We start from the raw sequence: 23,237 nt of genomic DNA, 5'->3' as shown, positions 1-23,237 counted from the left end.
AGGCAATCGCGCACCCATGGACCGCGCATGTCATCGGCATGACACGAACACGTGGTTCCCGACCCTCGGTCCTGGGTGGCCCGCGGTCGCGAAGGATGCCGGGTTCGGGCGCGGGCCGCATTCTGTACTGGCCGATATAGAATTCCCCACGGACGGATCCACCGTTCTTCGTGTCGAAGGAGAAGACCGTGGGAAAACTCACTGGACAGACCGCATTGGTGACGGGCGGAACTGCGGGCATCGGACTCGCCACCGCGAAGCGATTCGTCGCTGAGGGCGCGAGCGTCATCATCACGGGGCGGCGCCCCGCCGAGCTGGAGCAAGTCGTGCGCGACCTCGGCCCCGCGGCGACGGGCGTCCAGACAGACGTCGCTGACCTCGAGCAGGTTGCTCGACTGTTCACCGCGCTCGCTCGTGACGGGCGGGAGATCGACGTGTTGTACGCGGGCGCCGGCGGGGGCGCGTTCGCAGCCCTGGGCGGCATAACCGCGGAACACTATTCGGATACGTTCGACAGCAATGTCCGCGGCACTCTCTTCACGGTGCAGGAGGCGCTTCCACTCCTCAAGGACGGCGCCCGCGTCATTCTCCTGGGATCCTCGGTGACGTTCGGGGGCACGCCGGCATTCGGCGTGTACGCGGCGTCCAAGGCGGCGGTTCGCTCGTTCGGCCGAACATGGGCGGCGGAACTGAAGGATCGCAAGATCAGAGTGAACACCCTCATCCCGGGCCCGACCAATACCCCGGGCCTTCGTGGGTTGGCTTCCAGTGAAGAGGAGGCGCCCGCGCTCCTGGAGTTCATCGCCGGTTCGGTGCCGATGGGCCGTCTCGCCGAGCCGGAGGAGATCGCGAATGCGGCGCTCTTCCTTGCGACGGATGAAAGCAGCTTCATGACGGGCGGAGAGCTCATCGTGGACGGGGGCGAGGTCCATATCTAACCCATGCAGAGTGCCCGGCCTCCCGGTGGGGAGGCCGGGCACTCTGTGGGCCTCGGTGATCGTTCCTGCGTTTTATCCTGGACAGTATGAAAAACTCGGGCGAGGCGATCACATGGTGATGCGGGGGAGACCCCGGGAGTTCGACATGGACCACGCACTCGACCGAGCCATCGAAGTTTTTTGGCGGCACGGCTACGAGGGAACGACGTTGGATGATCTCACCAACGCCATGGGCATCACTCGGCCCAGCCTTTACGCGGCGTTCGGCAATAAGGAGAGCACCTTCAAGCGGGCGGTCTCGCGCTATGCAGAGGTCGACATGGCGTACGTCGGCGAGGCGCTTGCGGAGCGGACGGCGAGGGCGGTTGCGGAGCACTATCTGCGAAGCAACGTGGCTGCCATCACCACGCCGGGGCGGCCTGCCGGATGCCTGTCGATCCAGGGTGGGCTGTCGGGGAGACCGGAGGACGAGCCCATCGTGGCGTTTCTGAGCGACAGTCGTCGCGCAGGCGAGACAAGACTGGCCGAACGATTCGAACGAGCGATCGCCGAAGGAGATCTCTCCGAGGCCGAAGACCCCGCCGAACTGGCCAAATACCTGTCAACGGCATCAGCAGGGTTGGCGGTCCAGGCGGCCGGTGGCGCCTCCCGGGGGCAGCTCGCAGCGGTCGCAGAGCGCATGCTCCGTGCCTTTCCTGCATGACCCCTGCCGCCTTGCGCCCCCAGCCGGGTCTGCTACCGGGGCGCCGATGGGCAGCCCGACGCCACCTCCCTCAGCGCGGAGGCGAAGGCGCTCACCGCGGGGGTTCGTTCCGTCTCGGTCACGACGAGCGTCGTCCGATCCATCTCCATTCCAGGATCGTTGACGCGTAGCCGCTTCACGCCTTGCGGCACGCTCTCCGCCACGAATCCCGGAAGGAGCGAGATGCCGAGTCCTGCGGCAACGAACCCTAACCGGGTCTGCCAGCTTCGAACCTGGTGAGCGATCCGCGGGTCGGGGAGAGTGGGCCAGGCGCCGAACTGCGGCTCGTTCTCGCTGCCGGCGCCGACGATCCAGAGTTCGTCCGCGATGTCATCGATGTCGACCTCGTCCCGTGCGGCGAGCGGGTGCGCCGAGCCGACCGCGATGCCCATTCCCCCCAGTGGACCGATGGCCTCGGTCCGCAATCCGGTCAAATCGTATGCGGGCAGTCCATCGCCGACGGCCACCACCGCCACCTCGATCCGGCCCGCGCGCAGCCGTCGGAGTTGAACGGGGCTGCCCGATTCCCACAGCGCCACGGTCAGGGCCGGGTGCGTCCGTTGAGCGACGGCGATCGCGCGGGGGAGGAGAACGGCCGCAGCGGTCGGGTAGGCGCCGACGACGAGTCTGCCGGCGATGCGGTCGCGGAGGCCGGCTACCTCGAGCTCGGCCGCGGACACCTCGGCCAGGACGCGACGAGCATGACGGACCAGGGCTTCACCGACCGGGGTCAGCCGCACGCCGCGGGGCCGGCGTTCGAAGAGGGGCGCTGCGACGGCGTCCTCGGCCGCGCTGATCTGCCTTGACACCGCCGATTGCGTGTAACCGAGAGCCTCCGCCGCCGCGGTGAAAGACCCGCGCTGCGCGACCTCGACGAGCACGCGCAGGCCGGTCAGCGTCAGGTCGGACACGGGGGAACTCTAGTACCGGTCGCTGCTCGTCGAGGAGATGGAGAGCACAGTGGGTGCCCCAGCGGCTGCTGGCGGTCCGGCGGGGCACCCACTGTCGTCTCAGGGAGCCGGCCGGAACTCCGCGTCAGCGGCGTACGCAGCGTCCCGCCGCGCCTCGAGGGTCGCCAGGCGCGCCCGCACGGTGGAGGTCACTGCCTCGTACGCGTCGGAGTTGATGAGCAGGCGAAGCGGCGGGTCCTCCGAAAGCGCGGCCTCGATGGTGGCGTGGGCCACGCCCGACTGGCTGGCCGGCATGGTTTCGACCGGAATGGGCGGCACGTCGGCGGGGCCGCCGACGTACGGCTGGCTGACCGGAACCCTTTGCGCGGTGTCGTAGAAGGAGGTCCGGACCATTCCGGGCTCGACGAGAATCGTCTTGATCCCGAAGGGGGCGACCTCCGCCGCCACCGCCTCCAGGAATCCCTCCACCCCCCACTTCGTCGCGTGATAGATCGACAGCCCCGGGAAGGTGATGTGTCCGCCCATGCTCGACATCTGCACGAAGACGCCGCCGCCCTGGTCCCTCAGGTGCGGGACCGCTCGCTGGACGAGGTGGATCGAAGCGGTGAGATTGGTGGCGATCGCCCGCTCCACGTCGTCGTCGCTGAGGTCCTCCGCGACACCGTACAGACCGTAGCCGGCATTCGACACGACCACATCGATGCGCTCGTGGTCCGCGAAGGCGTTGCCGACCACCTCCTCCATCTGCGCTGTGTCGGTGACATCGAGGGCCTGTCTCCAGAGGCGGTCTCCATACGCGAGCGCGAGGTCGTCCAGTTGTTCGGGTCGGCGCAGCGTGGCGGCGACGCGGTCGCCGCGGGCGAGGATCTGCTCCGCGAGCTCCCGTCCGATTCCGCGCGAGGCGCCGGTGATGAACCAGGTCTTCATGGTGTGACTCCTTCGAACGTGAGTGCGGCCGTCGGGTCAGGCCCCGGTCGCAGCGTTGACAGCGCGGGTGGCCGCGTCCGGCGAGACGCGGAGGGCCTGGTACACGTCCTCCGTCGTGTCGGCGTGCAGCTCGAGCTCGTCACGGGCCAGTGCCGTGAAGAGCTCGGCGACCGCGTCTGCGGCAGACACTTTCGCGTCCGAGTTCACTCCCGCGGAGAAGGGCGTGTCGACCAACGGGGCCATGAACTCGAAGACCTTGACGTGCGACCCGTTCTGCTCCAGTTGCAGCCGCACCGACTGGGTCAGCGAGTGGAGGGCCGCTTTGGTCGCGCTGTACGTCGGGTTGGTGATGTCCGGCGCGAACGCCACTGCTGACGTCGTGACGATGAGCGCGGGGTCCGGCTGTCTGTCCAGCAGCGGGACGAGTTCGCCGATCAAGCGGACAGCGGAAAGGTAGTTCGTCCGCATCTCGATTTCCGCATGCTCGACCATCTCCTGCACGTCATGGAACAGGCGATAGGTGTGGGTGACCGCGGCATTGAGCAGAACGGTGTCGAGATCGGAATGCTCGGTCGTGAGGAACGTGACGAGGTCGGCAAGCGCGGCGGCATCGGAGATGTCGGAGGCGAACGGGACGGCCCCGGGCAGCTTCTCCGCCTCACGCTGCAGGCGTTCGGCGTTGCGGGCCACCATCACGACGGCCGCACCCTCCCGGCTGAACCGCCGTGCGGCCTCCAGGCCCATCCCGGTCCCCGCGCCGGTGACGAGGACCTTCTTCCGATTCGTCTTCACGCTTCGTTCCCGTCCTTCTCGATGTCGGCTGCGAACAGCGGCCAGAGGGTGATGGTGGCGAGTGGCTCTTCGAGCAGCGGACGGGACTCCTCGACACTGCCGTTGTCGACCGCGACCTGCTGATGACGCCGCGCATCCTCGACGGTCGCCCAGGTTTCGATGGCGTACAGCGTCGAGCGGTCGGAGTCGTCGGCGTACACGTCGTAGGTGATGACGCCCGGTTCTTCGGTCACAGCGCGGGCGGCGGTCTTCAGGCGCTGTGTCATCGCCTCTGCCGCCTCGGCGTCTCTCATCGCGAACCGCGTCAATAACACGACGGGCCCGCTCGCCCCCCGTGTCGATGGCCGGATGTGGGTCCGGGCATCGTTCTGGTCACGCGAACGGTCCATGCGAATCTCCAGCTCGTTCGGGTCCGTGGAGGGGCGCCTCCAATCTGGCTCTCCTCGGAATCCCGCACAAGCGAGGGTTTCGCACGCCAGACATGCGCAGACCGCATACCTCAGCGGGCGCCCGGCAGCGTCACCGGGCGGTGCGTCGCCGGCCGCAGGCGGGGCTCACGTCCGCGCCGGGGTGGCGATCCCGATACTTCGCCGCTGAACTCCTGACCGCTGCGACAGCGGTCAGGGCATGGCATTGCCGATGTAGGAATACTTGACGAAGACCTCCGACGCGAGGCCGGCTTCCTCGAGGACGCCTTGCACGGCGCCCAGCATGTAGCGGGAATCCCACCCCATGTAGAGGTAGTGGTTCTCATCGAGCGCGTCCCACTGGCCGTTCCAGGACTGCGCCGCGTAGACCGGGCCGCCCCGTCGAGCGCTGAAGGCGATCACGGACTCCCGCGAGTCCGCCCACAGGCGCTTGAAGACCCGGTTGAAGAGGTACTTGACGTCGTAGACCTCCCAGTGCTCACCCCGGTACTCGACGTAGTCCCACTCGCGCTGCCATCCTCGCGGCCAGCCACGACGGCGCTTGGCATCCAGGATCGGCGTCAGGTCGTCGTCGTCGATGGCGACCACCGGGGGCTTGGCCCAAATGTCGAGGAACCGCTCGCTGAGAGCGGCGGAACGGGCCGAGATCGCGGCGGTGTTCCACGCATCGACATCGGCGAGCTCCCGGGCCAGGACCACGGAACTGCGCGGGTACACCGCATCCCGTTTCTCGGGGAAGGAGCGGTCGGCAGCCCTTTCGGCGAGCCCTTCCTCCAGGAGCGTGAGGTTACCCAGAGTCTTGGCGAGCGCGCGATGACTGTTCTGCTCGTCGTCGCTGTACTCCGACCAGGCACGTGTCCCGTCGCCGGTCCAGGCGTCGCCCGGGGCGAGCGGGAAGATGTACTCGAGTTCGAGGTCGGCGGGGTTGTCGACGTCGGCGAGACGGCTGAGCACGTAGGCCGGATGCGGCAGATCGCTGTACTTCAGCCCGACCCGCACGCGCTCGTCCGACGGAGTGATCCGCGAGATCGCTCGCTCGAGGGCGTCGTTGCCGGCCGCGCGGGCACGGCACAGGCGCGCGACCAGCCGCTCGTTGCTGAGACCGGACACCGTGCGGCGAAGGAGCAGCGCCTGCACGTACAGGATGGTGCGGAGGAGCTCGGCCTTCGGCAGCGACCCGGCGGTGAAGTCGCCATAGGCCTGCATGACCAGGGGGTACATCCCCCGTCCGAAGACGTTCAGATACTCCAGCTCGCGCGAGATCTCCGCATCCGAAGCGTGCGCAGGCTCCAGAAGCACCCGGTAGATCTCCGAGTACGCCTTCCACTCCGCCGCCGCCACGAGCAACTGCTCGCGCTCCAGCCGGGGGAACTCGGCGCGGAAGGCGTCGTAGACGCCGCGTTCGCCGACGCTGCTGACTTCGCGTCCCGTGCGCATGACGAGGTAGTGACGCCAGAACGCGGCGATGGACTGGCCCGTGTTCTGCTCGATGGGCAACCAGTACTCGTCTTCGATCTCGATCTGCTCGGCGTGCGTGAGACCCATCAGGACGTAGTTATGGATGAGCTCGTGGTCGCGCAGCGGCTCCCCGGTCGAGTTCAAGCTCTCGAAGATCTGCTGCGCGTTGGCGCCGGCACCGAGGGTGATCGCAACGTGCTCGAGCTTCTGCAGCCCTCGCCAGATGCGGGGGGCCTCCTCGAGGCTCACCTGGCTGCGGAAGAACGAGTAGTTGTCGTCGAAGCGAGAGTCGCGGTCGGCGCCGTCGCCATGCCGGTCGAGGACGACCGCTTCGAACAGGGCAGCCCACGCACGGTGCGGGCGGAGCTTGGTGCGCGCGGGGCCGGCGGCGCGCACCAGCACGCGCTCCAGCTGCGCGGCGAGGTCGGCGTCGCTGGCTCGTACGGTGTGGTGCAGGGCCGCGACGAGGAGCATCAACGTCGTGATCCGCTGCTGGCCGTCGATGAGGACGAGCTCGGGGGCGCCGTCCGCGCCGTCGGTGTTGGCTGCGGAGAGGATCGAGCCGATGAAGTGCATCGTGCGGTCGTCGGCATCGGCGACGGCACGGATGTCGGCAAGGAGCTGTTCGCACCCGCCGATGTCCCAGCGGTACTGGCGCTGATACACCGGCACGACGATGTTCGTCTCGGGGGAGGAGAGCCAGCCCACCGTGTTGACCGCTTTGGCATCGACGTTCGTGGCGCTGACCATCATCCCGTTCCGACCTCCACCCGCGAGAAAGCCCGCGTGCTCTCCGAGGTCGGCGCACGAAAGCCCCCGAGAGTCTAACCGAGGCCGCCTGGGCGTTCGGGGCGCCGGGCCCTTCCCCGGCTCGCCTCCCCGGGAAGGATCGGGTGCCGCAGGTAGGCTTGCCTTACCAGGGCCTGGAAAAACGTACTGGCCCCCTACGGAAGGCATGACTCACCTCATGGGTTACATCAAGTCCGCCGCTCTCGAAGAGACCGGCTACGTCGTCCTCGACCGCTACAACCAGGAACTCGACCCCAAGGAGTGGCTGGACCTCGAGTACGTCGATTGGAAGTCGTCCGGTGACACCCGTTTCGCCCCGCTCGCGTCGAAAGACGGCGAGATCGAGTGCGGCGGGTTCTGGAGCGGAAAGACGCCCCGCACCGACAAGGACGGCATCTGGATTCCTTCTCAGGTCGAGAAGGCCCCGAACCTCGTTCGCCGGGCGCTGGAGCCGGGCGCCAACGTCGGCCGCTGCCGCATCATCGAGCTGCAGCCGAACACGTACGCCGACTGCCTGTACAACCTCCATCAGGATGACAACAACCGCCTGAACCCGGACGGCACGGGGTGGGTCGTGCGCGGCTTCTTCAACCTGACCGACGACAAGGACAGCTACTTCGTCTTGCGCGACAACCGCACCGACCCGAGCGTGGAATATCGGATCGCGCTTCCGGCCGGCGCGCAGCTCATCGTCGACACGCAGCGTCTGTGGCACGCCGCCACGCACCCCGGTGACGAGCCGCGCTACTGCCTCATCACCTCGTGGGAGTCGGGTCCGGAGCTCGACGCCTACATCGAGAAGCACAACGGCCGCCCCCGCGTGCCCAACTACGAGGTCTCCCAGGATCTCCTGGATGCAGGCCAGGCCGAGCAGACCCGCCGCCTCGCTGCCCGCGCCGCGGCCCTCGCCGCGCGTGGTCAGGTCGAGCAGACGGTCATGAGCGAGGCCTGAGCCTCGCCCGACAGATGAGAGGGGCGCTCCGGTCGGACCGGGGCGCCCCTCTCTCGTCTGCGGCGACCGCTGACGCGTCACCGGGTGAGGTGGGATGCTGCGGAGGCCGCTGCGATGATCGCCGCCATGTCGATCGGCTCCGTCGTGGGCAGCACCGCGCTGCCGGGAAACAGGGGGTCCTCGCCGGCCATGGGTAGCCGTGTGGCTCGGTACTGGTTCATGGCGATCTTTCGCGGGTCCCCGGGTGCCCGGGGACAACGGTTATGAGGTGCTCTTGCCGATGGTGATGCTCCGGGGGGATGCACCACCGGTGAGGGGGACGGTGACCTTCAGGACGCCCTTGTCGAAGTTCGCGGCGATCCCGTCCTCGTCCGCCTGCTCCGGAAGGAGGATGCTGCGGTAGAAGCTCGTGCTGCTCTCCCGGACGACGTACTTCTTGTCCTTGTCCTCCTCCTTCTCACGCCGCTCCGCTTGGATCACCAGGGCGCCCTGATCGACCGTGACGTTGATGTCCTTCTCCTCGAAGTTGGGGAGGTACGCATCCACGACCAGTGTCTTGTCACCCTCGGTGTAGACGTCGGTGGTGGGCAGCGTCGCGCGCGGGGAGGGCGACAGGTCATTGAAAAGCCCTCTGCGGAGGGCGTCGAGGCCCATGAAGGGGTCGAACTTCGTCACACTGCGAGCCATCGTCTCAGTCCTTTCACCGTGTGCAGAACGTGGTGAGCCCTGCCGCGCCACCGGTAGGTGGGCGCACCGCCACACTCCGCCTGAAGCCGTTCGGCGGGTAGTGTCTTTGGTCCTCCCACGGGCCACACCTCGACGCCGGGGCCGGGCGCACCCTCGCGATCGACCTGAGCCGGGCGCCCTTGCGGGCCGATAGCAGGCGCCTGAGGATGAGCACCATGGCGCACCCCCCGCACCCGCCCCTCCTGGCGGGCATACCCGACCCCGCCCGAACGAGCTGCGCGGCACCTGCGCCCGCGACGGCCTGGTAGGTGAACGCCGGAAGGACCAAGGCCCCTGGCTCCCGCGTCGTCCGTCGCAGACAGTGGTGCTGTGCTCCGCGTGCGCGGATGCGGACGATGCGAGTCGGGAGTGCGGGTGCGGTGGGAAGGCGACGGCGAAGCGCGGCACGACGCCGCGCAGTCGTGCGCGCAGCCGCCGACCACCGACATCTACACGGGGAGCGACGAGTCTCTCGTGATCGAGATCCACCTGCCCCATTTCCGGGAGCGGGAGATCACCGTGCGGGTCCACCACGGCGGAGTCGTGGTCGAGGCGGAGGAGCGGGAAGGCGAGCATCGGCACCGTCGCTACGTGACGCGGGAGTCGGCGGGGGAGTTGTATCACGCGATCTCCCTTCCCGACCACTTCGATCTCCGAGCGCTGGATGCCGTCTTCGCCGACGGCATCCTGCGGATCCGAGTGCCACTGGCCGGCGGCGCGGCGGCTCGTGACATCGCGGTCGGCTACAACGGCGACGCACCCCCGGCGTCCAGCCCGGTCCCTCAGCTGCCAGGACCTTTTGCTCTGGCCGAACCCGGCGAACGCGGCGGAAGGTGGGTCCACGGAAAGGACGCATGATGGACCCCAGCTACTCACTGCTCGTCGCCTGCTTCGACGACGAAGCGTCGGCGCAGGGTGATTTCGCGGAGATGAAGTCAGCCGACGACCTCAACGTGGTCGCCGCGGTGGTGCTCACGAGCGACCCGGGGGGCCGGGTCGAAGTGACAGAGCACGGAGGGAGGCTCGCTGTGTACGGCACTGCGCCTACGGCTGTCGCCGGCCTGGTGGTGGGCCTGTTCGCCCCGGGGCTCCTGCCCTCGGCGGGCGTCGGCGTACCCCTCGACGCGGACGCGGGCGCGGTCGACGAGAGCCACGAGGAGAAGCAGTTCGGGATGGACGCCGCGGAGTGGCTGCCGGCGGGGTCGTCCGCGATCGTCGCCGTCGTCGACGACGTCTACCTGCACCGCTCCGACGCGGGATTGCAGGGCGCGAGCAAGACCGCCAGCACGGCCATCGAAAAGGGCGCCTACGAGCGGGTGGTGGACGCGGTCCACAGCGGCGACGAGATGATCGTCGAGGCGATCCCAGTCACCTGCTGACCGCGCACATCGGCGCGGAGTGTGGAACGTGGCCGTCTCCGACGGCTTCGGCGCGCGTCCTTGTGATTCCGGCACCGGACGGCGATAATGGCGGCAGCACAACTGAAAACGCCGGTATCCCGGTCAGGTCGTAGGGGAAGACGTACCTGACGAAGGAGAGACGATGGCGAGCACGTTTTCGCGCGGGGTGATTCTGATTCACTCTGCGCCGCGCGCGTTGTGCCCACACCTCGAGTGGGCGGTGGGCCGCAGCCTGGGCCGCGCCGTGAACTTCGAGTGGACGGATCAGCCGGTACTCACCGGCGCCCGTCGGACGGAGTTCTACTGGGAGGGCCCGGTGGGAACCGGCGCCGCTCTGGCGACGTCGATCCGCGGGTGGGAGCACCTGCGGTTCGAAGTAACAGAGGACCCGACCCCGCGCAGCGACGGCGGACGCTGGATGCACACGCCCGGGCTCGGCATCCACTACGCCCAGACCGACTCCGCGGGAAACGTGGTGATCGGGGAGGACCGCCTCCGGTACGCGATGGAGGTGGCTGCCGGCGACCCCATGGAACTCCGCCACGAACTGGAGGTCGCCCTCGGCGCGGCGTGGGACGAGGAGCTCGAGCCGTTCCGCCACGCCAGCGACGACGCATCCGTGGTCTGGTTGCACAAAGTGGGGTGACCCGCAGGCTTCGGGCCGAGCGACGCGTGGGTACCGGACGCCGGTGAGTCTTCCCGGCGGCCGGGACATCGTGTCCTCGCCCGATATCACGAAGACCCCGCGCCCGAAGGCGCGGGGTCTTCGTGGTGAGGCGGGGTGTCAGACGCTCGCGAACGCCACCACGGCGTTGTGCCCGCCGAAACCGAAGGAGTTGCTGATGGCGAGGTGGTCTCCGCCGCCCAGTTCAACCGGTGTGCCGGTGATGGCGAAGGGCACGTCCGGATCCTGCTCGGTGAGGTTGATCGTCGGCGGTGCCACCCGGTCGCGCAGAGCGAGCACCGTGAAGATCGCCTCCAGCGCGCCGGTTCCGCCGAGCAGGTGACCCGTCGACGCCTTGGTCGCGGAAAGCGGGATGTCATCGACGCGAGACCCGAACACCAAGCGCAGCGCCTGGTACTCGTTCGGGTCACCCACCGGGGTGGAAGTGGCGTGCGCGTTGATGTGCGTGACGTCGTCCGGCGATGCATCCGCCATCTCGAGGGCCAGACGCACGGCCCGGGCTGCGCCATGGCCTTCCGGGTCGTTCGCAGTGATGTGGTAGGAATCGGCGGTGACGCCGCCGCCGACCAGCACGCCGTAGATCTGTGCGCCGCGTGCCCGGGCGTGCTCTTCCGTCTCGAGGACCAGCGCGGCGGCTCCCTCGGCCATCACGAAACCGTCGCGATCGATGCTGCCGGGACGCGATGCGGTCTCGGGCGAATCGTTGCGGCGCGACAGCGCCTGCATCGAGGAGAACGCGGCCAGGGTGATCGGGTGGATCGCCGACTCCGTCCCACCGGCGATCACGATGTCGGCATGGCCGGCGCGGAGATGCTCGAGGGCGTTGACGATCGACTCGGTACTGGAGGCGCACGCGCTGGCGACCGTGCGTGCATACGCGCGCGCGCCGAAGTGCAGGGAGAGGTTGCCGGCAGCGGCGTTGGGCATGAGCATGGGCACCGTCATCGGCATGACGCGGCGCGGGCCCTTCTCGCGCAGCGTGTCCCAGGCATCCAGCAGGGTCCAGACGCCGCCGATGCCGGTGGCGAAGTCCACACCGAGGCGCTCGGGGTCCACCTCGGGGCTCCCCGCGTCGGCCCAGGCCTCCATTGCGGCCACCAGAGCCAGCTGCGACGCGGGGTCCAGTCGCTTGGCGACGGGGCGTTCGAGCACACTGTCGGGGCGCACCATCGCCTCTGCCGCGAAGGTGACCGGGAGCTGGTACTCATCGACCCAGTCGTGCTCGAGGGTGTGCGCGCCGGATTCCCCGGCGAGCAGCGCGGACCAGCTCTCCGGTGCGGTCCCGCCGATGGGGGTGGACGCGCCGATGCCGGTGACGACGATGCGGGAGGTGCTCATATGAAGGATCCTCAGGGGGGAGCCGGTGGGGGCGAGCCCCCACCGGAGGAAACGGTTACGCCTGGTTCGACGTGATGTAGGTCACCGCGTCGCCGACGGTCTTGAGGTTCTTGACCTCGTCGTCGGGAATGGTCACACCGAACTTCTCCTCGGCGTTCACGACGATCGTCATCATCGAGATCGAATCGATGTCGAGGTCATCCGTGAAGGACTTCTCCAGCGCGACCTCGTCGGCCGAGATTCCGGTCTCGTCCGTGATCAGTTCGGCGAGTCCGGCGAGGACCTCGTCGTTGGTGAATGCCATGGGTTTCTCCTGTTCGTTCTTCGGGTTCGCGAGCCCCGCAGGGCCCTGTTCAGTCTAGGGTCCGGGTCGCGGGGGCTACGGGAGGACGACGACCTGCGCGCCGAAGACGAGTCCGGCTCCGAAGCCGATCTGCAGCACCAGGCCGCCGCTGACTTCGGGGTGCTCCTCGAGGAGGCGGTGCGTGGCCAGCGGGATCGACGCCGCGGACGTATTGCCCGTCGTGGCGATGTCGCGGCCGATGACGACCGTGTCGGGAAGGCCGAGCTGCTTGGCGAACTCGTCGATGATGCGCATGTTGGCCTGGTGGGGCACGAACGCCGCGAGATCGGAGGCCTCGACGCCGGCGGCCTCCAGCGCCTGGCGCGCCACCTTGACCATCTCCCAGACGGCCCACCGGAACACCGTGGGTCCCTCCTGGCGCAGGGTGGGCCAGGGGGCGAGGCCGTCGCGGAACTCGATGAGGGTGTGGTTCATGCCCACCGCGTCCGACTTCGACCCGTCGGAGCCCCAGACCGTGGGGCCAATCCCGGGCGTGTCGCTGGGGCCGATCACGACGGCGCCCGCCCCGTCGCCGAGGAGGAAGGAGATGCTGCGGTCGGTGGGGTCCACGATGTCGCTGAGCTTCTCGGCGCCGACCACGACCGCGTGGCGGATGATGCCCCCGCGGATGAGGGCGTCGGCTTGGGCGACGGCGTAGGCGAATCCCGCACAGGCGGCGTTGACGTCGTATGCGGCGGCGGGGGTGGCCCCGATCCGGTCTGCGACGATGGCCGACACCGACGGCGTCTGCTTGGGGTTGCTGACCGTGGCCACGATGACGGCGTCGATCTCGGACGCGGGGACCCCGGACCGCTCGATGGCCTCCGCCGCCGCATCGGCGGCGAGATCGATCGCCGAGGTGGTCGCCTCGGCGCGCACGCGCGTGATGATCCCCGTGCGCTGCTGAATCCACTCGTCGCTGGAGTCGATCGGCCCGACGAGGTCGTCGTTGGGCACGACCCGCTCGCCGCGGGCGGCACCGTAGGAGTAGATCCGGGTGTGCGCCGGACCCTGGGGCTGCGTGAGGACGGCGGTCATGCTGCCTCTCCCTTCAGCAGCGCAACGGCTGCAGCGATGTCGTCGGGTGTCTTCACCGCGACGGTGGGTGTGCCACGGAGGCCGCGCTTCGCGAGCCCCGTGAGGGCACCGGCGGGCGCGAGTTCGATGATGCCGGTGACGCCGTGCGCGCCGAACGACTCCATGCACAGGTCCCAGCGCACCGGGGAGGCCACCTGGGCGACGAGGAGGTCCAGGGCGGTACGGCCGTCCGAGACGACCGAGCCGTCGGCGTTCGTCCACAGGGTCGTGTCCGGGTGGGCGGGGGACAGGCCGTTCGCGGCGGAGCGCAGGGCCGCCACGGCGGGCTCCATGTAGCGGGTGTGGAAGGCGCCGGCCACCCGCAGGGGGATGACGCGGCTGCCCGCGACCGGCGTGTCGGCGAGTTCGGCCAATGCCGGCAGGCTCCCCGCCGCGACGATCTGTCCGCCGCCGTTGTGATTGGCCGGGGTGAGGTCGAGGTTCTGGAGGCGGGCGGTGACCTCGTCCGCGTCTCCGCCGACGATCGCGCTCATGCCGGTCTGTTCGAGAGCGGCAGCGTCCGCCATCGCCCGCCCGCGGAGGGCGACCAGGCGCATCCCCTCATCGTCCGAGAGCACCCCCGACGCCACGAGTGCGGCGATCTCGCCCACGGAGTGACCGGCGACGCCATCAGGGCGAGTGCCGGCGGACGCGGTCACGGTCGCCCACGACACCAGGCTCGCGGCGACGATGAGGGGCTGAGCGATCTTCGTGTCGCGGATCTGGTCGGCGTCCCACTGCGTACCGGCGGCCACGAGGTCGATTCCGGCCGCGTCCGAGTAGCGCTCGAGACGGTCGCGCGTCCCGTCCACCTCGAGCCAGGGAGCAAGGAAGCCGGGAGTCTGCGAACCCTGTCCGGGGAAGACGGCGATGATCATCGTTCCATCCTGTCAAGGATCGGAGGGCGACCTTCGGAGATCGCCGGACAAGAATGGGCAGAACCTTTGTGCCTAACCCACATCAGTGCGCCGCCCGACGCAGGGTGGTGGGGCGGCGACGGGTGGCGTCGGTGCCGATGGCGCCCAGGATGAGCGCGGTCTGGAGGATGAGTGCCTCGCGAGGACCGGTCGCATCCCACCCGATCACCTCCGACACCCGCTTGAGGCGGTAGCGGACGGTGTTGGGGTGGACGAACAGTTCGCGCGCGGTCGCTTCCAGCGACCGGCCGTTGTCCAGGTAGCTCCACAGCGTCGAGACCAGGTCGGTGCTGTGGGTCTGGAGCGGTCGGTAGATCCGCTCGACCAGGGTTTGCTTGGCCAGGGGATCGCCCGCCAGCGCACGCTCGGGAAGCAGGTCGTCGGCATCGACGGGCCGGGGGGCGCCGCGCCAGGCGCGCGCCACCGCGAACCCGGCGAGGGCCGCACGGGCGCTCTGGCCGGCGTCGACGAGGGCGGGAACGGTCGGCCCCAGCACGAGGTGGCCTTCACCGAAGCCGGGTTCCAGTCGTCGGGCGATCTCGGGGAACGGCAGCTCCGGCGCAGCGTCCTCGGTACGGGCGGCCTGGGCTCGGCCGACGACCAGGACCAGGCGGATCCCCTGCACGCCGATGAGGACGTCCACGCCGAGCTTGCGTGCCGTGCGGCGCAACTGATCCACGTCCAGCTGTGGGGGAGTGGTACCCACGAGGACGGCGACCTCGCCATGGCCGTGCCAGCCGAGGGCGGCGATGCGGCTGGGGAGCTCCTCGTCGGCCTCGCCGGTGAGGATCGAGTCGACGACGAGCGCCTCCAGGCGCGCATCCCATAGGCCGCGTGCTTCGGCTGCGCGCGCGTAGACGTCGGCGGCGGCGAAGGCGACTTCGCGGGAGTACAGCAGGATCGCGTCGCGGACATTGCCGCTTCGCCCCTTGACGCGTTCCTCGGTCACCTCGACCGTCGCCCGGATCAGCTGCAGCGTCTGCTGCAGGCTGACGCTGCGCAGCAGCTCACGAGGCGCCGCGGCGAAGATGTCGGCGGCGATCCAGGGAGTGGACGTCGGGTCGTCGTACCACTGGATGAACGACGTGATCCCTGCCTGTGCCACCAGGCCCACCGCGGAGCGGCGGGCCGGTGGCATCTCGGCGTACCAGGGGAGCGACTCCTGCAGCCGGTTGATCGTCGCTGTAGCGAGATCGCCCGAAATACGACGCAACCACGCGAGCGTCTCGGCCTTGTCCGCCGGGGTGGCGCTGCGCGCGTCCATCCCGAGGTCAGCTCTCCCCGCCGGCGTTCCCACTCGTGCCGGCCGTCACATCGTGCAGACGGTACTTCTCGATGGCCTGCGCCGACAGCCCTGCGTCAACGGCCCCTTCGGCCGCCAGCGCCTGGAGCGTCTTGACCACGATGGAGGGGCCGTCGATGTTGAAGAACCGACGGGCCGCCGGACGGGTGTCGGAGAATCCGAAACCGTCTGCGCCGAGGGTGTGGAAGTTGTGCTGCACCCAGGGGCGGATCTGCTCCTGCACCGCGTGCTCGAAGTCGCTCACGGCGACGACCGGGCCGGGGGCTCCCGCGAGCTTGTCCGTGATGTACGCCGTCTTCGGCGCATCCTCGGGGCGGAGGAAGTTGTGCTCGTCGGCGGCCAGACCGTCGCGGCGCAGTTCACCCCACGAGGTGACCGACCACACGTCCGCTCCGACGCCCCAGTCCTCCCTGAGGAGCTTCTGCGCCTCGAGCGCCCACGGCACACCCACACCAGACGCGAGGATCTGTGCGCGCGCGCCGTCGCCCTCGCCGGCGGAGATGCGGTGGATGCCGCGGACGATCCCGTCGACATCCACACCCTCGGGCTCTACCGGCTGCACGATCGGCTCGTTGTACACCGTCAGGTAGTACATGACGTTCGGATCCGGGTGGTTGCCGCCATACATCCGCTCGATACCGGAGCGGACGATGTGGGCGATCTCGTACCCGTAGGCGGGGTCGTAGGTGACCACGGCGGGGTTGGTGGATGCCAGCAGCGGCGAGTGGCCGTCGGCGTGCTGCAGCCCCTCGCCGGTCAGCGTCGTGCGCCCGGCGGTGGCCCCGATCAGGAAGCCGCGCGCCATCTGGTCGCCGGCGGCCCACAGGGCATCACCGGTGCGCTGGAACCCGAACATGGAGTAGAAGACGTAGACCGGGATGAGCGGCTCGCCGTGCGTCGCGTACGACGTGCCGGTCCCGGTGAAGGCGGCGAGGGCGCCCGCCTCGTTGATCCCCACGTGGATGATCTGGCCCTGCGGACTCTCCTTGTACGCCAGGAGCAGCTCGCGGTCGACGGAGGTGTAGTGCTGACCGTTGGGGTTGTAGATCTTCGCGGTCGGGAAGTAGGCGTCCATCCCGAAGGTGCGCGCTTCGTCGGGGATGATCGGCACGATGCGGTGGCCGAAGTCCTTCGCTCGCAGCAGGTCCTTGAGTAGACGCACGAAGGCCATGGTGGTGGCCACTTCCTGCGTGCCCGACCCCTTCTTCGGCAGCGCATACGCGTCGTCCCCGGGGAGGGTCAGCCCGACGTGGTGCGAGCGACGCTCGGGGAGGAAGCCGCCGAGTGACCGGCGCCGCTCCAGGAGATACTGGATCGTCTCGTCCTGCGCACCCGGGTTGTAGTACGGCGGAAGGTAGGGGTTCTCCTCGAGCTTGGCGTCGCTGATGGGGATGTGCATCGCGTCGCGGAAGAGCTTGAGGTCATCGAGGGTCATCTTCTTCATCTGGTGGGTCGCGTTGCGGCCCTCGAAATGCGGACCCAGACCGTAGCCCTTGATGGTCTTGGCGATGATGACGGTGGGCTGGCCCTTGTGCTCGACGGCGGCCTTGAAAGCCGCGTACACCTTCCGGTAGTCGTGGCCGCCGCGCTTGAGGTTCCAGATCTGCTCGTCGGTGTAGTCCTTGACGAGAGCGGCGGCGCGCTCGTCGCGGCCGAAGAAGTTCTCGCGGACGTACGCGCCGCTTTCGGCCTTGTAGGTCTGGTAGTCGCCGTCGGGCGTCACGTTCATGAGGTTCAGCAGTGCGCCGTCGGTGTCACGCTTGAGCAGGTCGTCCCACTCGCGGCCCCACACGACCTTGATGACGTTCCAGCCGGCACCCCGGAAGAAGCTCTCCAGCTCCTGGATGATCTTGCCGTTACCGCGCACCGGGCCGTCCAGGCGCTGCAGGTTCGCATTGACGATGAAAGTGAGGTTGTCCAGGCCCTCGTTGGCGGCGACCTGCAGCTGGCCGCGGCTTTCCACCTCATCCATCTCGCCGTCGCCGAGGAACGCCCAGACGTGCGAGTCACCGGCATCCTTGATGCCGCGGTTGGTGAGGTACTTGTTGGTCATCGCCTGGTAGATGGCGTTGATGGGGCCGAGCCCCATCGACACGGTCGGGAACTGCCAGAACTCCGACATCAGGCGCGGATGCGGGTAGGAGGGGATGCCGTTGGGCGCCGCGGACTTCTCCTGGCGGAATCCGTCGAGCTGGGCTTCGCTGAGACGGCCCTCGAGGAATGCCCGTGCGTAGGTGCCGGGGGAGGCGTGGCCCTGGATGAAGATCTGGTCGCCGCCGGAGGGGTGATCGTGCCCGCGGAAGAAGTGGTTGAAGCCCACTTCGTAGAGGGCGGCGGATGACGCGTAGGTCGAGATGTGGCCGCCGACTCCGATTCCCGGCCGCTGTGCACGGTGGACGGTGATCGCGGCGTTCCAACGGACCCACGCACGGTAGCGGCGTTCGACCTCCTCGTCCCCGGGGAACTCGGGCTCGTTCTCGGGCGCGATGGTGTTGATGTAGTCGGTGGTGGGGACCATCGGCACGCCGAGGTGAAGGTCTTTGGAGGCCTTCAGCAGGCTCAGCATGATCTCGCGACCACGGCCGTGTCCCTTGGCCTTGACCAGCTGCTGGAGCGACTCCTGCCACTCCGCGGTCTCATCGGGGTCGCTGTCGAGCGCATCCTGCGAGTACGGATCCTGATCGTGAACAGTCACGGGAAGGCCTTTCTACGGCTGGCAGATCATGCCAGGGAATCGCCAAGGGTGCGCGCAAGGCGTTGTCCGCGGTGTACAACGCACCTCTCCCAGCCTAGCGAGTCGGGAGAGATCCGGACGGCATGGACCGACACGCGCACCGCTGACGGATCGCGCCGTGTCGCCCCTTTACCTGGCGGGTGGAGACCGGTAACGTCTGACGTGAGACGGAACCGAGTTCTGCCTCACGGAACATAAGATCCGCGATTGACGAAGGTGTCCCCCGTGAACGAGAACGCAGTGGTCCTCGACGCCGACCGGCTGGCCGCCTGGGCCCGCGCGCTCCTGGAGTCGCTCGGTGCGCCGGCAGACACGGCGGACCCCGTCGCGGGCTCGCTGGTCGAAGCCGACCTACGCGGTCACGATTCTCATGGAGTCCGTCGCCTCGCCCCGTACGCGCGCCTCATCCGGGAGGGCAAACTCGACCCCGCGGCCACTCCCGTGGTGCTCGAGTCTTCGGCACCTGCCGCCGCGCGCATCGACGGGGCGAACGCGTTCGGGCAGGTGACCGCCCGCCTCGGAGCGGACGAGGCCGCCGACCGCGCTGCCCGTTACGGCATCGCGACCGCTGTGCTCAGCCGCTGCCAGCACGTGGGGCGGCTGGGGGAGTACGTCGAGCGGATGGCGGCGCGAGGTCTGGTCGGATTCGCACTCGCCAATGCAGACCCGACCGTCGCCGCGTGGGGTGGTCGCACCCGCCTGCTGGGCACCAATCCGCTCGCATGGGCCGTCCCGGGCGCGGGCGGTACCGCGCCCGTGGTCGTCGACTTCGCCACGTCGGCGACGGCCGAGGGGAAGCTCGCCGTCTCGGTGGCCAACAGTGCGCCGATCGCCGAGGGGCTCATCGTCGACTCCGAAGGCCGGAGCACCACCGACCCCCGGGATTTCTACGCGGGGGGCGCCCTCCTTCCGTTCGGCGGCCACAAGGGGTACGGACTGGGCCTCATCGCCGACATCGTCGCCGGGCTGCTGAGCGGGACGGGCAGCGGCAGTTCCGCGGGTTACGACGGAACGTTCGGCACCGTCCTGATCGCCCTGGATGTGGCGGCGTTCGTCGACGTGGACACCTTCTCCGCCGAGGTGGAACAGCTCCGCGAGCGCGTCCACGGGTCGGAACCCGCCGAAGGATCCTCCGGCATCCTGATGCCCGGCGAGCCCGAATGGAACACCCGCAGGCAGCGCCTCGCCTCCGGAATAACCATTGCCCCCGGCACGGTCGACGCGCTCGATCAACTCGCCGGCGAGCAGAACGTCTCCCCCCTGTCCACCCTCAACGAGGAGAACCGAGCATGAGCTCTTCACCCAGCGGCAATGCTGCCGCGACCGCGCCACGGACCACACCGACCAGCCCACGCGACCTGCGCCGTGTGGTCTTCGGATCCGTGGTCGGAACCGCACTGGAGTGGTACGACTTCTTCATCTACGGCACCGCGTCCGCGCTGGTGTTCGCGCCGCTGTTCTTCCCCGACAGCGACCCTGCGATCGGGGCGATCCTCGCTTTCGCCACCTTCGGCGTCGGGTTCGTCTTCCGCCCTCTCGGCGGCATCCTCTTCGGGCACATCGGCGACCGGATCGGGCGCCGCGCCACCCTGGTCATCACCACCCTCGTGATGGGGGTGTCCACCGGCGTCATCGGATTGCTTCCCACCTACGAGTCGGTCGGCCTGCTGGCCCCGCTCTTCCTCGTGATCCTCCGGGTCGCTCAGGGTCTGGGTGCCGGCGCGGAGTTCGGCGGAGCATCCACTCTGCTCGCCGAACACGCGCCGCACGCGAGGCGCGGGTTCTTCACGTCGTTCGCGCAGACCGGCGTGCAGATCGGGCTCCTGCTCGGCACCGTCGTCTTCCTGATCGTCGGCACGATGCCCGACGACGTGCTGCTGTCGTGGGGGTGGCGCATCCCGTTCCTGTTCAGCTTCGCGCTCATCGGCGTCGCCCTGTACGTGCGCCTGCGGGTGGAGGAGTCCCCGATCTTCCTCGAGATGCGCAAGACGCAGAAGATGGTCAAGCTGCCCGTCCTGGATGCGGTGCGCCAGTACCCGAAGAACATGCTCATCGGCATCGGCGCACACATCGCCGACACCGCCCTGGTCTACCTCTGCGCGACCTTCGTCGTGAGCTACGTCACCGGCACCCTGGGGCTCCCGCGGTCGACGGCCCTGACGGGCGTGATCATCTTCTCGGTGGTCGTGATCGCGTTGCAGCCGGTCTACGGCGCGCTCTCCGACCGCATCGGCCGAAAGCCCCTGAACCTCTTCAGCGTCATCTTCACGGCGGCTTTCGCCTTCCCGTTCTGGCTTCTCATCGAGACCGGCGAGCCCATCCTGATCTGGCTCGCGCTTCTGCTGGCCACGTCTCTCGGGCTTGCACCGATGATCGCGGTGCAGCCGGCGTTCTACGCCGAGCTGTTCGGCGCTCGGGTGCGCTACTCCGGGTTCGCGACGTCGCGGGAGATCGGTGCCGCCCTCGCCGGGTTCACGCCGCTTGTGGCCGCCGGGCTCCAGGCGCAACTCGGAGGGGAGCCGTGGCTGATCGCGGGGCTGTTCGTCTTCCTCTCCCTGGTCTCGCTCGTGGCGTTCGCCGCTGCGAAAGAGGGCAAGGACGTCGACATCGAGGACCTCGGACCGGGCGACCCCCAGCCGCGATGACGCCGTCACGGACGCAGGTGCACCTGGGCGCGGGTGCGTTCGCCCGCGCCCACACCTGGGTGGGCACCGCGCGTGCCGGGCAGGCGGGCGACCCCGACAGCTGGGGGGTGGTGGCCGTCGCGCAGCGATCCGAGGAAGTGATCGGATCGCTGCGCGACAACCACTGGGCGTACACGGTGGTGGAGGCCGATGCCGAGGGCGCCAGGGCGGAGCGGGTGGAGGTCGTGACCGGCGGCATCGTCGCCCGGCGTGAGCCGGAGGCGCTTCTCGCCGCCCTCGCCGACCGCCGCACGGAGGTCGTCACGATCACCGCCACCGAAGCGGGGTACCCGCGGACGCCCGACGGGGCACTCGACCGGAACGTCATCGCCGACGACCTGGACGATGGGGGCACGCGGAGCCTTATCGGGCAGGTCGTGGCCACCGCGCGCGAACGCGAGCGCACGGGAGCCGGAGCCGTCAGCTTCGTCGTGTGCGACAACATCCTCAACGGCGGCGAGGTGCTCCGCTCCCTCGCCGTGGAGTTCGCCGAGGCGCGCGGCGAGGCTCGCGCGGCCCAGTGGCTCGCGGAGAGCGCGGCGTTCCCCAACGCCGTCGTCGACCGGATCGTCCCCGCACCGACGGACGAGACCGTGCGTGAGGCGCAGCGCGCCACCGGTGCGGACGACGGGGGGCTGGTGGCCACGGAGCCCTTCTTCCGCTGGATCCTTCAGGACGACTTCGCCGCGGGCCGCCCGCGGTGGGAGCGCGCGGGCGCGCTGTTCGTGGACGACGTCGCGCCGTGGCAGGCGGTCAAGCTGAACCTGGTGAATGCGCCGCACTCTCTCCTGGCCTACCTGGGCCTCCTCGTCGGCCACACCACCACGCACGCCGCCGTCGACGATTCGGTGCTCCGCCGAGGGCTGGAGTCCGCTTTCGCGGACGACCTCATTCCCGCCATCCCCGAGAGTCCCGGCATCTCGCCCGCCGCCGAATCGGAATCATCGGTACGGCGCTTCGCCAACCCGCGCATCGACCACCGTCTCGACCAGATCGCCGCCGGGGGTGCCCATAAGCTCGCCCAACGTCTGGCCGCTCCGCTGGAATACGCCTCCGAGCACGGGCGCGGCGGCCAGTGGCTCGCCCTCTGCCTCGCCGCTTGGGCGGAGTGCGCCGCGCGCGGACTCGTGCGGGAGCCCGGCCTGCTCAGGCCCGGTACTCCGTTGGACCAGGCGCGGACGATCGTGGAAGCAGCGGGTCTGGACAACGCCGCCCCGGCCGCATTCATCGCCGCGGTGGCGGACAGACGGGACACACTCACACGGTGGGGGGCGCATGCCGCCGTGACCGAACTGCTCGACCAAGGAGAATCATGACCGAGAACTCCGACCGCGTCGCGGTCATCACCGGCGGCGGGACGGGCATCGGCGCAGCGATCGCCGAGGGTCTTCACGCGGCGGGCTTCACGCGGCTCGTCATCACCTACAACGGCTCCGCCGACGCTGCTCAGCAGACGGTGAGCCGGCTCCAGGAGGCGGGGGCGCAGATCATCGCGGTACGCACCGACGTGCGTGACGACGCGCAGGTGCGGGAGTTGGCGAAGCGCTGCGAGGAGGAGTTCGGCCGCTGCGACGTGCTCGTCAACAACGCCGGCACGACGCGGTGGATCCCGATGGATGACCTCGACGCGCTCGACGAGGACACCTGGAGCGAACTGCTCAGCGTCAATGTCATCGCCGCCTTCCGCACCGCCCGTGCGTTCGCCGGTCTGCTGAGGGCCAGTGACGGCGTCATCATCAACATCGCCTCGATCTCCGCCTATCGCGGCATCGGGTCATCCATCCCCTACGGGGTCAGCAAGGCGGCGCTCCTCCAGCTGACGCGCACCCTGGCCGCCACCCTCGGTCCGGAGATCCGCGTGAATTCGGTATCGCCCGGCACCGTGTCGACGCGGTGGCAGCTCGATCACCATGGCGACGCCTTCGCCGAAATAGCCGCGCGCGAGCGCGCCGTCGCGCCTCTCGCGCGGACGCTCGGCCCGGAGGACGTGGCCGAGGCGGTCGTGGGTCTCGTCGGCGCACGAGGGGTGACCGGGGTCGATGTCATCGTCGACGGGGGCAAGCACGTAACGTACTGACACCGTTCTAGAGTGT

23 protein-coding genes are annotated in these 23,237 nt (G+C 69.0%); 10 read left to right on the top strand and 13 right to left on the bottom strand.

Annotated elements, in window-relative coordinates; all coding sequences use genetic code 11:
• The first annotated feature begins 188 nt into the window (after positions 1–188).
• Both AC2DFQ_RS03720 and AC2DFQ_RS03715 read left to right on the top strand, forming a co-directional pair.
• Positions 189–938, top strand: coding sequence for an SDR family NAD(P)-dependent oxidoreductase (locus tag AC2DFQ_RS03720; RefSeq protein WP_484509181.1), 750 nt, complete (start codon positions 189–191; stop codon positions 936–938).
• Positions 939–1,083: 145 nt separating this feature from the next.
• Positions 1,084–1,641, top strand: coding sequence for a TetR/AcrR family transcriptional regulator (locus AC2DFQ_RS03715; protein ID WP_484532979.1), 558 nt, complete (start codon positions 1,084–1,086; stop codon positions 1,639–1,641).
• 32 nt (positions 1,642–1,673) lie between these two features.
• Here the strand turns inward: AC2DFQ_RS03715 and AC2DFQ_RS03710 are convergent, their stop codons facing one another.
• The 5 genes from AC2DFQ_RS03710 to AC2DFQ_RS03690 form a co-directional block, all read right to left on the bottom strand.
• Positions 1,674–2,591, bottom strand: coding sequence for a LysR family transcriptional regulator (locus tag AC2DFQ_RS03710; protein WP_484532978.1), 918 nt, complete (start codon positions 2,589–2,591; stop codon positions 1,674–1,676).
• Between the two features lie 99 nt (positions 2,592–2,690).
• A complete protein-coding gene (locus tag AC2DFQ_RS03705) occupies positions 2,691–3,518 on the bottom strand; it encodes an SDR family oxidoreductase (RefSeq protein WP_484532977.1) in 828 nt (275 codons plus the stop codon).
• A 36-nt stretch (positions 3,519–3,554) separates the two neighbouring features.
• A complete protein-coding gene (locus AC2DFQ_RS03700) occupies positions 3,555–4,310 on the bottom strand; it encodes an SDR family oxidoreductase (protein ID WP_484532976.1) in 756 nt (251 codons plus the stop codon).
• Positions 4,307–4,603, bottom strand: a complete 297-nt coding sequence (locus AC2DFQ_RS03695) for a putative quinol monooxygenase (RefSeq protein WP_484532975.1) — start codon at positions 4,601–4,603, stop codon at positions 4,307–4,309. Before AC2DFQ_RS03695 ends, AC2DFQ_RS03700 begins: the two co-directional genes overlap by 4 nt.
• A gap of 327 nt (positions 4,604–4,930) precedes the next feature.
• Positions 4,931–6,946, bottom strand: coding sequence for a DUF262 domain-containing protein (locus tag AC2DFQ_RS03690; protein ID WP_484532974.1), 2,016 nt, complete (start codon positions 6,944–6,946; stop codon positions 4,931–4,933).
• Between the two features lie 217 nt (positions 6,947–7,163).
• Between AC2DFQ_RS03690 and AC2DFQ_RS03685 the strand changes: the two genes are divergently transcribed.
• Complete coding sequence (locus AC2DFQ_RS03685) at positions 7,164–7,937, top strand: hypothetical protein (RefSeq protein ID WP_484509188.1); 774 nt, start codon at positions 7,164–7,166, stop codon at positions 7,935–7,937.
• Between the two features lie 77 nt (positions 7,938–8,014).
• On the opposite strand, the gene AC2DFQ_RS03680 is transcribed toward AC2DFQ_RS03685, so the two are convergent.
• A complete protein-coding gene (locus tag AC2DFQ_RS03680) occupies positions 8,015–8,158 on the bottom strand; it encodes a hypothetical protein (RefSeq protein WP_484509189.1) in 144 nt (47 codons plus the stop codon).
• Between the two features lie 40 nt (positions 8,159–8,198).
• Entirely contained in the window at positions 8,199–8,624 is a 426-nt protein-coding gene (locus tag AC2DFQ_RS03675; RefSeq protein ID WP_484509190.1) for an Hsp20/alpha crystallin family protein, read from the bottom strand.
• A gap of 369 nt (positions 8,625–8,993) precedes the next feature.
• Here AC2DFQ_RS03675 and AC2DFQ_RS03670 point away from each other — a divergent pair, with 369 nt between their 5' ends.
• The 3 genes from AC2DFQ_RS03670 (at position 8,994) to AC2DFQ_RS03660 (ending at position 10,709) form a co-directional block, all read left to right on the top strand.
• On the top strand, positions 8,994–9,521 hold the full coding sequence (locus AC2DFQ_RS03670) for an Hsp20/alpha crystallin family protein (protein ID WP_484532973.1): 528 nt from the start codon (positions 8,994–8,996) through the stop codon (positions 9,519–9,521).
• Positions 9,518–10,042 (top strand): DUF1269 domain-containing protein, encoded by a 525-nt coding sequence (locus tag AC2DFQ_RS03665; protein WP_484509191.1) that lies wholly within the window; start codon positions 9,518–9,520, stop codon positions 10,040–10,042. The genes AC2DFQ_RS03670 and AC2DFQ_RS03665 overlap by 4 nt, the downstream gene beginning before the upstream one ends.
• A gap of 163 nt (positions 10,043–10,205) precedes the next feature.
• Positions 10,206–10,709, top strand: coding sequence for a DUF3145 domain-containing protein (locus tag AC2DFQ_RS03660; RefSeq protein WP_484509192.1), 504 nt, complete (start codon positions 10,206–10,208; stop codon positions 10,707–10,709).
• Between the two features lie 138 nt (positions 10,710–10,847).
• Here the strand turns inward: AC2DFQ_RS03660 and AC2DFQ_RS03655 are convergent, their stop codons facing one another.
• From AC2DFQ_RS03655 to aceE, 6 genes are all read right to left on the bottom strand, one after another.
• Positions 10,848–12,086 (bottom strand): beta-ketoacyl-[acyl-carrier-protein] synthase family protein, encoded by a 1,239-nt coding sequence (locus AC2DFQ_RS03655; RefSeq protein ID WP_484532972.1) that lies wholly within the window; start codon positions 12,084–12,086, stop codon positions 10,848–10,850.
• 55 nt (positions 12,087–12,141) lie between these two features.
• Positions 12,142–12,390, bottom strand: a complete 249-nt coding sequence (locus AC2DFQ_RS03650) for an acyl carrier protein (RefSeq protein WP_124293295.1) — start codon at positions 12,388–12,390, stop codon at positions 12,142–12,144.
• Between the two features lie 75 nt (positions 12,391–12,465).
• Positions 12,466–13,467, bottom strand: coding sequence for a beta-ketoacyl-ACP synthase III (locus AC2DFQ_RS03645; protein ID WP_484509194.1), 1,002 nt, complete (start codon positions 13,465–13,467; stop codon positions 12,466–12,468).
• On the bottom strand, positions 13,464–14,384 hold the full coding sequence (locus AC2DFQ_RS03640; protein ID WP_484509195.1) for an ACP S-malonyltransferase: 921 nt from the start codon (positions 14,382–14,384) through the stop codon (positions 13,464–13,466). The genes AC2DFQ_RS03645 and AC2DFQ_RS03640 overlap by 4 nt, the downstream gene beginning before the upstream one ends.
• 82 nt (positions 14,385–14,466) lie before the next feature.
• Positions 14,467–15,687, bottom strand: a complete 1,221-nt coding sequence (locus tag AC2DFQ_RS03635) for a PucR family transcriptional regulator (RefSeq protein ID WP_484532971.1) — start codon at positions 15,685–15,687, stop codon at positions 14,467–14,469.
• Positions 15,688–15,694: 7 nt separating this feature from the next.
• A complete protein-coding gene (gene aceE / locus AC2DFQ_RS03630; protein ID WP_484509197.1) occupies positions 15,695–18,421 on the bottom strand; it encodes a pyruvate dehydrogenase (acetyl-transferring), homodimeric type in 2,727 nt (908 codons plus the stop codon).
• 264 nt (positions 18,422–18,685) lie between these two features.
• Between aceE and AC2DFQ_RS03625 the strand changes: the two genes are divergently transcribed.
• Genes AC2DFQ_RS03625 through AC2DFQ_RS03610 form a run of 4 tightly spaced genes read left to right on the top strand, consistent with a single transcriptional unit; the run spans position 18,686 to position 23,221 of the window.
• The gene (locus AC2DFQ_RS03625) at positions 18,686–19,753 is read left to right on the top strand and encodes an Ldh family oxidoreductase (RefSeq protein ID WP_484532970.1); all 1,068 of its coding nucleotides are present in this window, start codon (positions 18,686–18,688) and stop codon (positions 19,751–19,753) included.
• The gene (locus tag AC2DFQ_RS03620; RefSeq protein WP_484509199.1) at positions 19,750–21,105 is read left to right on the top strand and encodes an MFS transporter; all 1,356 of its coding nucleotides are present in this window, start codon (positions 19,750–19,752) and stop codon (positions 21,103–21,105) included. The genes AC2DFQ_RS03625 and AC2DFQ_RS03620 overlap by 4 nt, the downstream gene beginning before the upstream one ends.
• Positions 21,102–22,460 (top strand): mannitol dehydrogenase family protein, encoded by a 1,359-nt coding sequence (locus tag AC2DFQ_RS03615; RefSeq protein ID WP_484532969.1) that lies wholly within the window; start codon positions 21,102–21,104, stop codon positions 22,458–22,460. Before AC2DFQ_RS03620 ends, AC2DFQ_RS03615 begins: the two co-directional genes overlap by 4 nt.
• On the top strand, positions 22,457–23,221 hold the full coding sequence (locus tag AC2DFQ_RS03610; protein ID WP_484509201.1) for an SDR family NAD(P)-dependent oxidoreductase: 765 nt from the start codon (positions 22,457–22,459) through the stop codon (positions 23,219–23,221). Before AC2DFQ_RS03615 ends, AC2DFQ_RS03610 begins: the two co-directional genes overlap by 4 nt.
• The last annotated feature ends 16 nt before the right edge of the window (positions 23,222–23,237 follow it).

The organism is Microbacterium sp. Z11_20 (genome assembly GCF_057197605.1).
The sequence above is the reverse complement of the archived record's forward strand: the minus strand, read 5'-3'. Positions and strand labels throughout refer to the sequence as shown.

Coding starts and splice junctions, on each gene's coding strand:
- AC2DFQ_RS03715 (WP_484532979.1), top strand. CDS start 1,084: ATGGACCACGCACTCGACCGAGCCATCGAAGTTTTTTGGCGGCACGGC.
- AC2DFQ_RS03705 (WP_484532977.1), bottom strand. CDS start 3,518: ATGAAGACCTGGTTCATCACCGGCGCCTCGCGCGGAATCGGACGGGAG.
- AC2DFQ_RS03695 (WP_484532975.1), bottom strand. CDS start 4,603: ATGAGAGACGCCGAGGCGGCAGAGGCGATGACACAGCGCCTGAAGACC.
- AC2DFQ_RS03690 (WP_484532974.1), bottom strand. CDS start 6,946: ATGGTCAGCGCCACGAACGTCGATGCCAAAGCGGTCAACACGGTGGGC.
- AC2DFQ_RS03685 (WP_484509188.1), top strand. CDS start 7,164: ATGGGTTACATCAAGTCCGCCGCTCTCGAAGAGACCGGCTACGTCGTC.
- AC2DFQ_RS03680 (WP_484509189.1), bottom strand. CDS start 8,158: ATGAACCAGTACCGAGCCACACGGCTACCCATGGCCGGCGAGGACCCC.
- AC2DFQ_RS03675 (WP_484509190.1), bottom strand. CDS start 8,624: ATGGCTCGCAGTGTGACGAAGTTCGACCCCTTCATGGGCCTCGACGCC.
- AC2DFQ_RS03665 (WP_484509191.1), top strand. CDS start 9,518: ATGATGGACCCCAGCTACTCACTGCTCGTCGCCTGCTTCGACGACGAA.
- AC2DFQ_RS03660 (WP_484509192.1), top strand. CDS start 10,206: ATGGCGAGCACGTTTTCGCGCGGGGTGATTCTGATTCACTCTGCGCCG.
- AC2DFQ_RS03655 (WP_484532972.1), bottom strand. CDS start 12,086: ATGAGCACCTCCCGCATCGTCGTCACCGGCATCGGCGCGTCCACCCCC.
- AC2DFQ_RS03650 (WP_124293295.1), bottom strand. CDS start 12,390: ATGGCATTCACCAACGACGAGGTCCTCGCCGGACTCGCCGAACTGATC.
- AC2DFQ_RS03645 (WP_484509194.1), bottom strand. CDS start 13,467: ATGACCGCCGTCCTCACGCAGCCCCAGGGTCCGGCGCACACCCGGATC.
- AC2DFQ_RS03640 (WP_484509195.1), bottom strand. CDS start 14,384: ATGATCATCGCCGTCTTCCCCGGACAGGGTTCGCAGACTCCCGGCTTC.
- AC2DFQ_RS03635 (WP_484532971.1), bottom strand. CDS start 15,687: ATGGACGCGCGCAGCGCCACCCCGGCGGACAAGGCCGAGACGCTCGCG.
- AC2DFQ_RS03620 (WP_484509199.1), top strand. CDS start 19,750: ATGAGCTCTTCACCCAGCGGCAATGCTGCCGCGACCGCGCCACGGACC.
- AC2DFQ_RS03615 (WP_484532969.1), top strand. CDS start 21,102: ATGACGCCGTCACGGACGCAGGTGCACCTGGGCGCGGGTGCGTTCGCC.
- AC2DFQ_RS03610 (WP_484509201.1), top strand. CDS start 22,457: ATGACCGAGAACTCCGACCGCGTCGCGGTCATCACCGGCGGCGGGACG.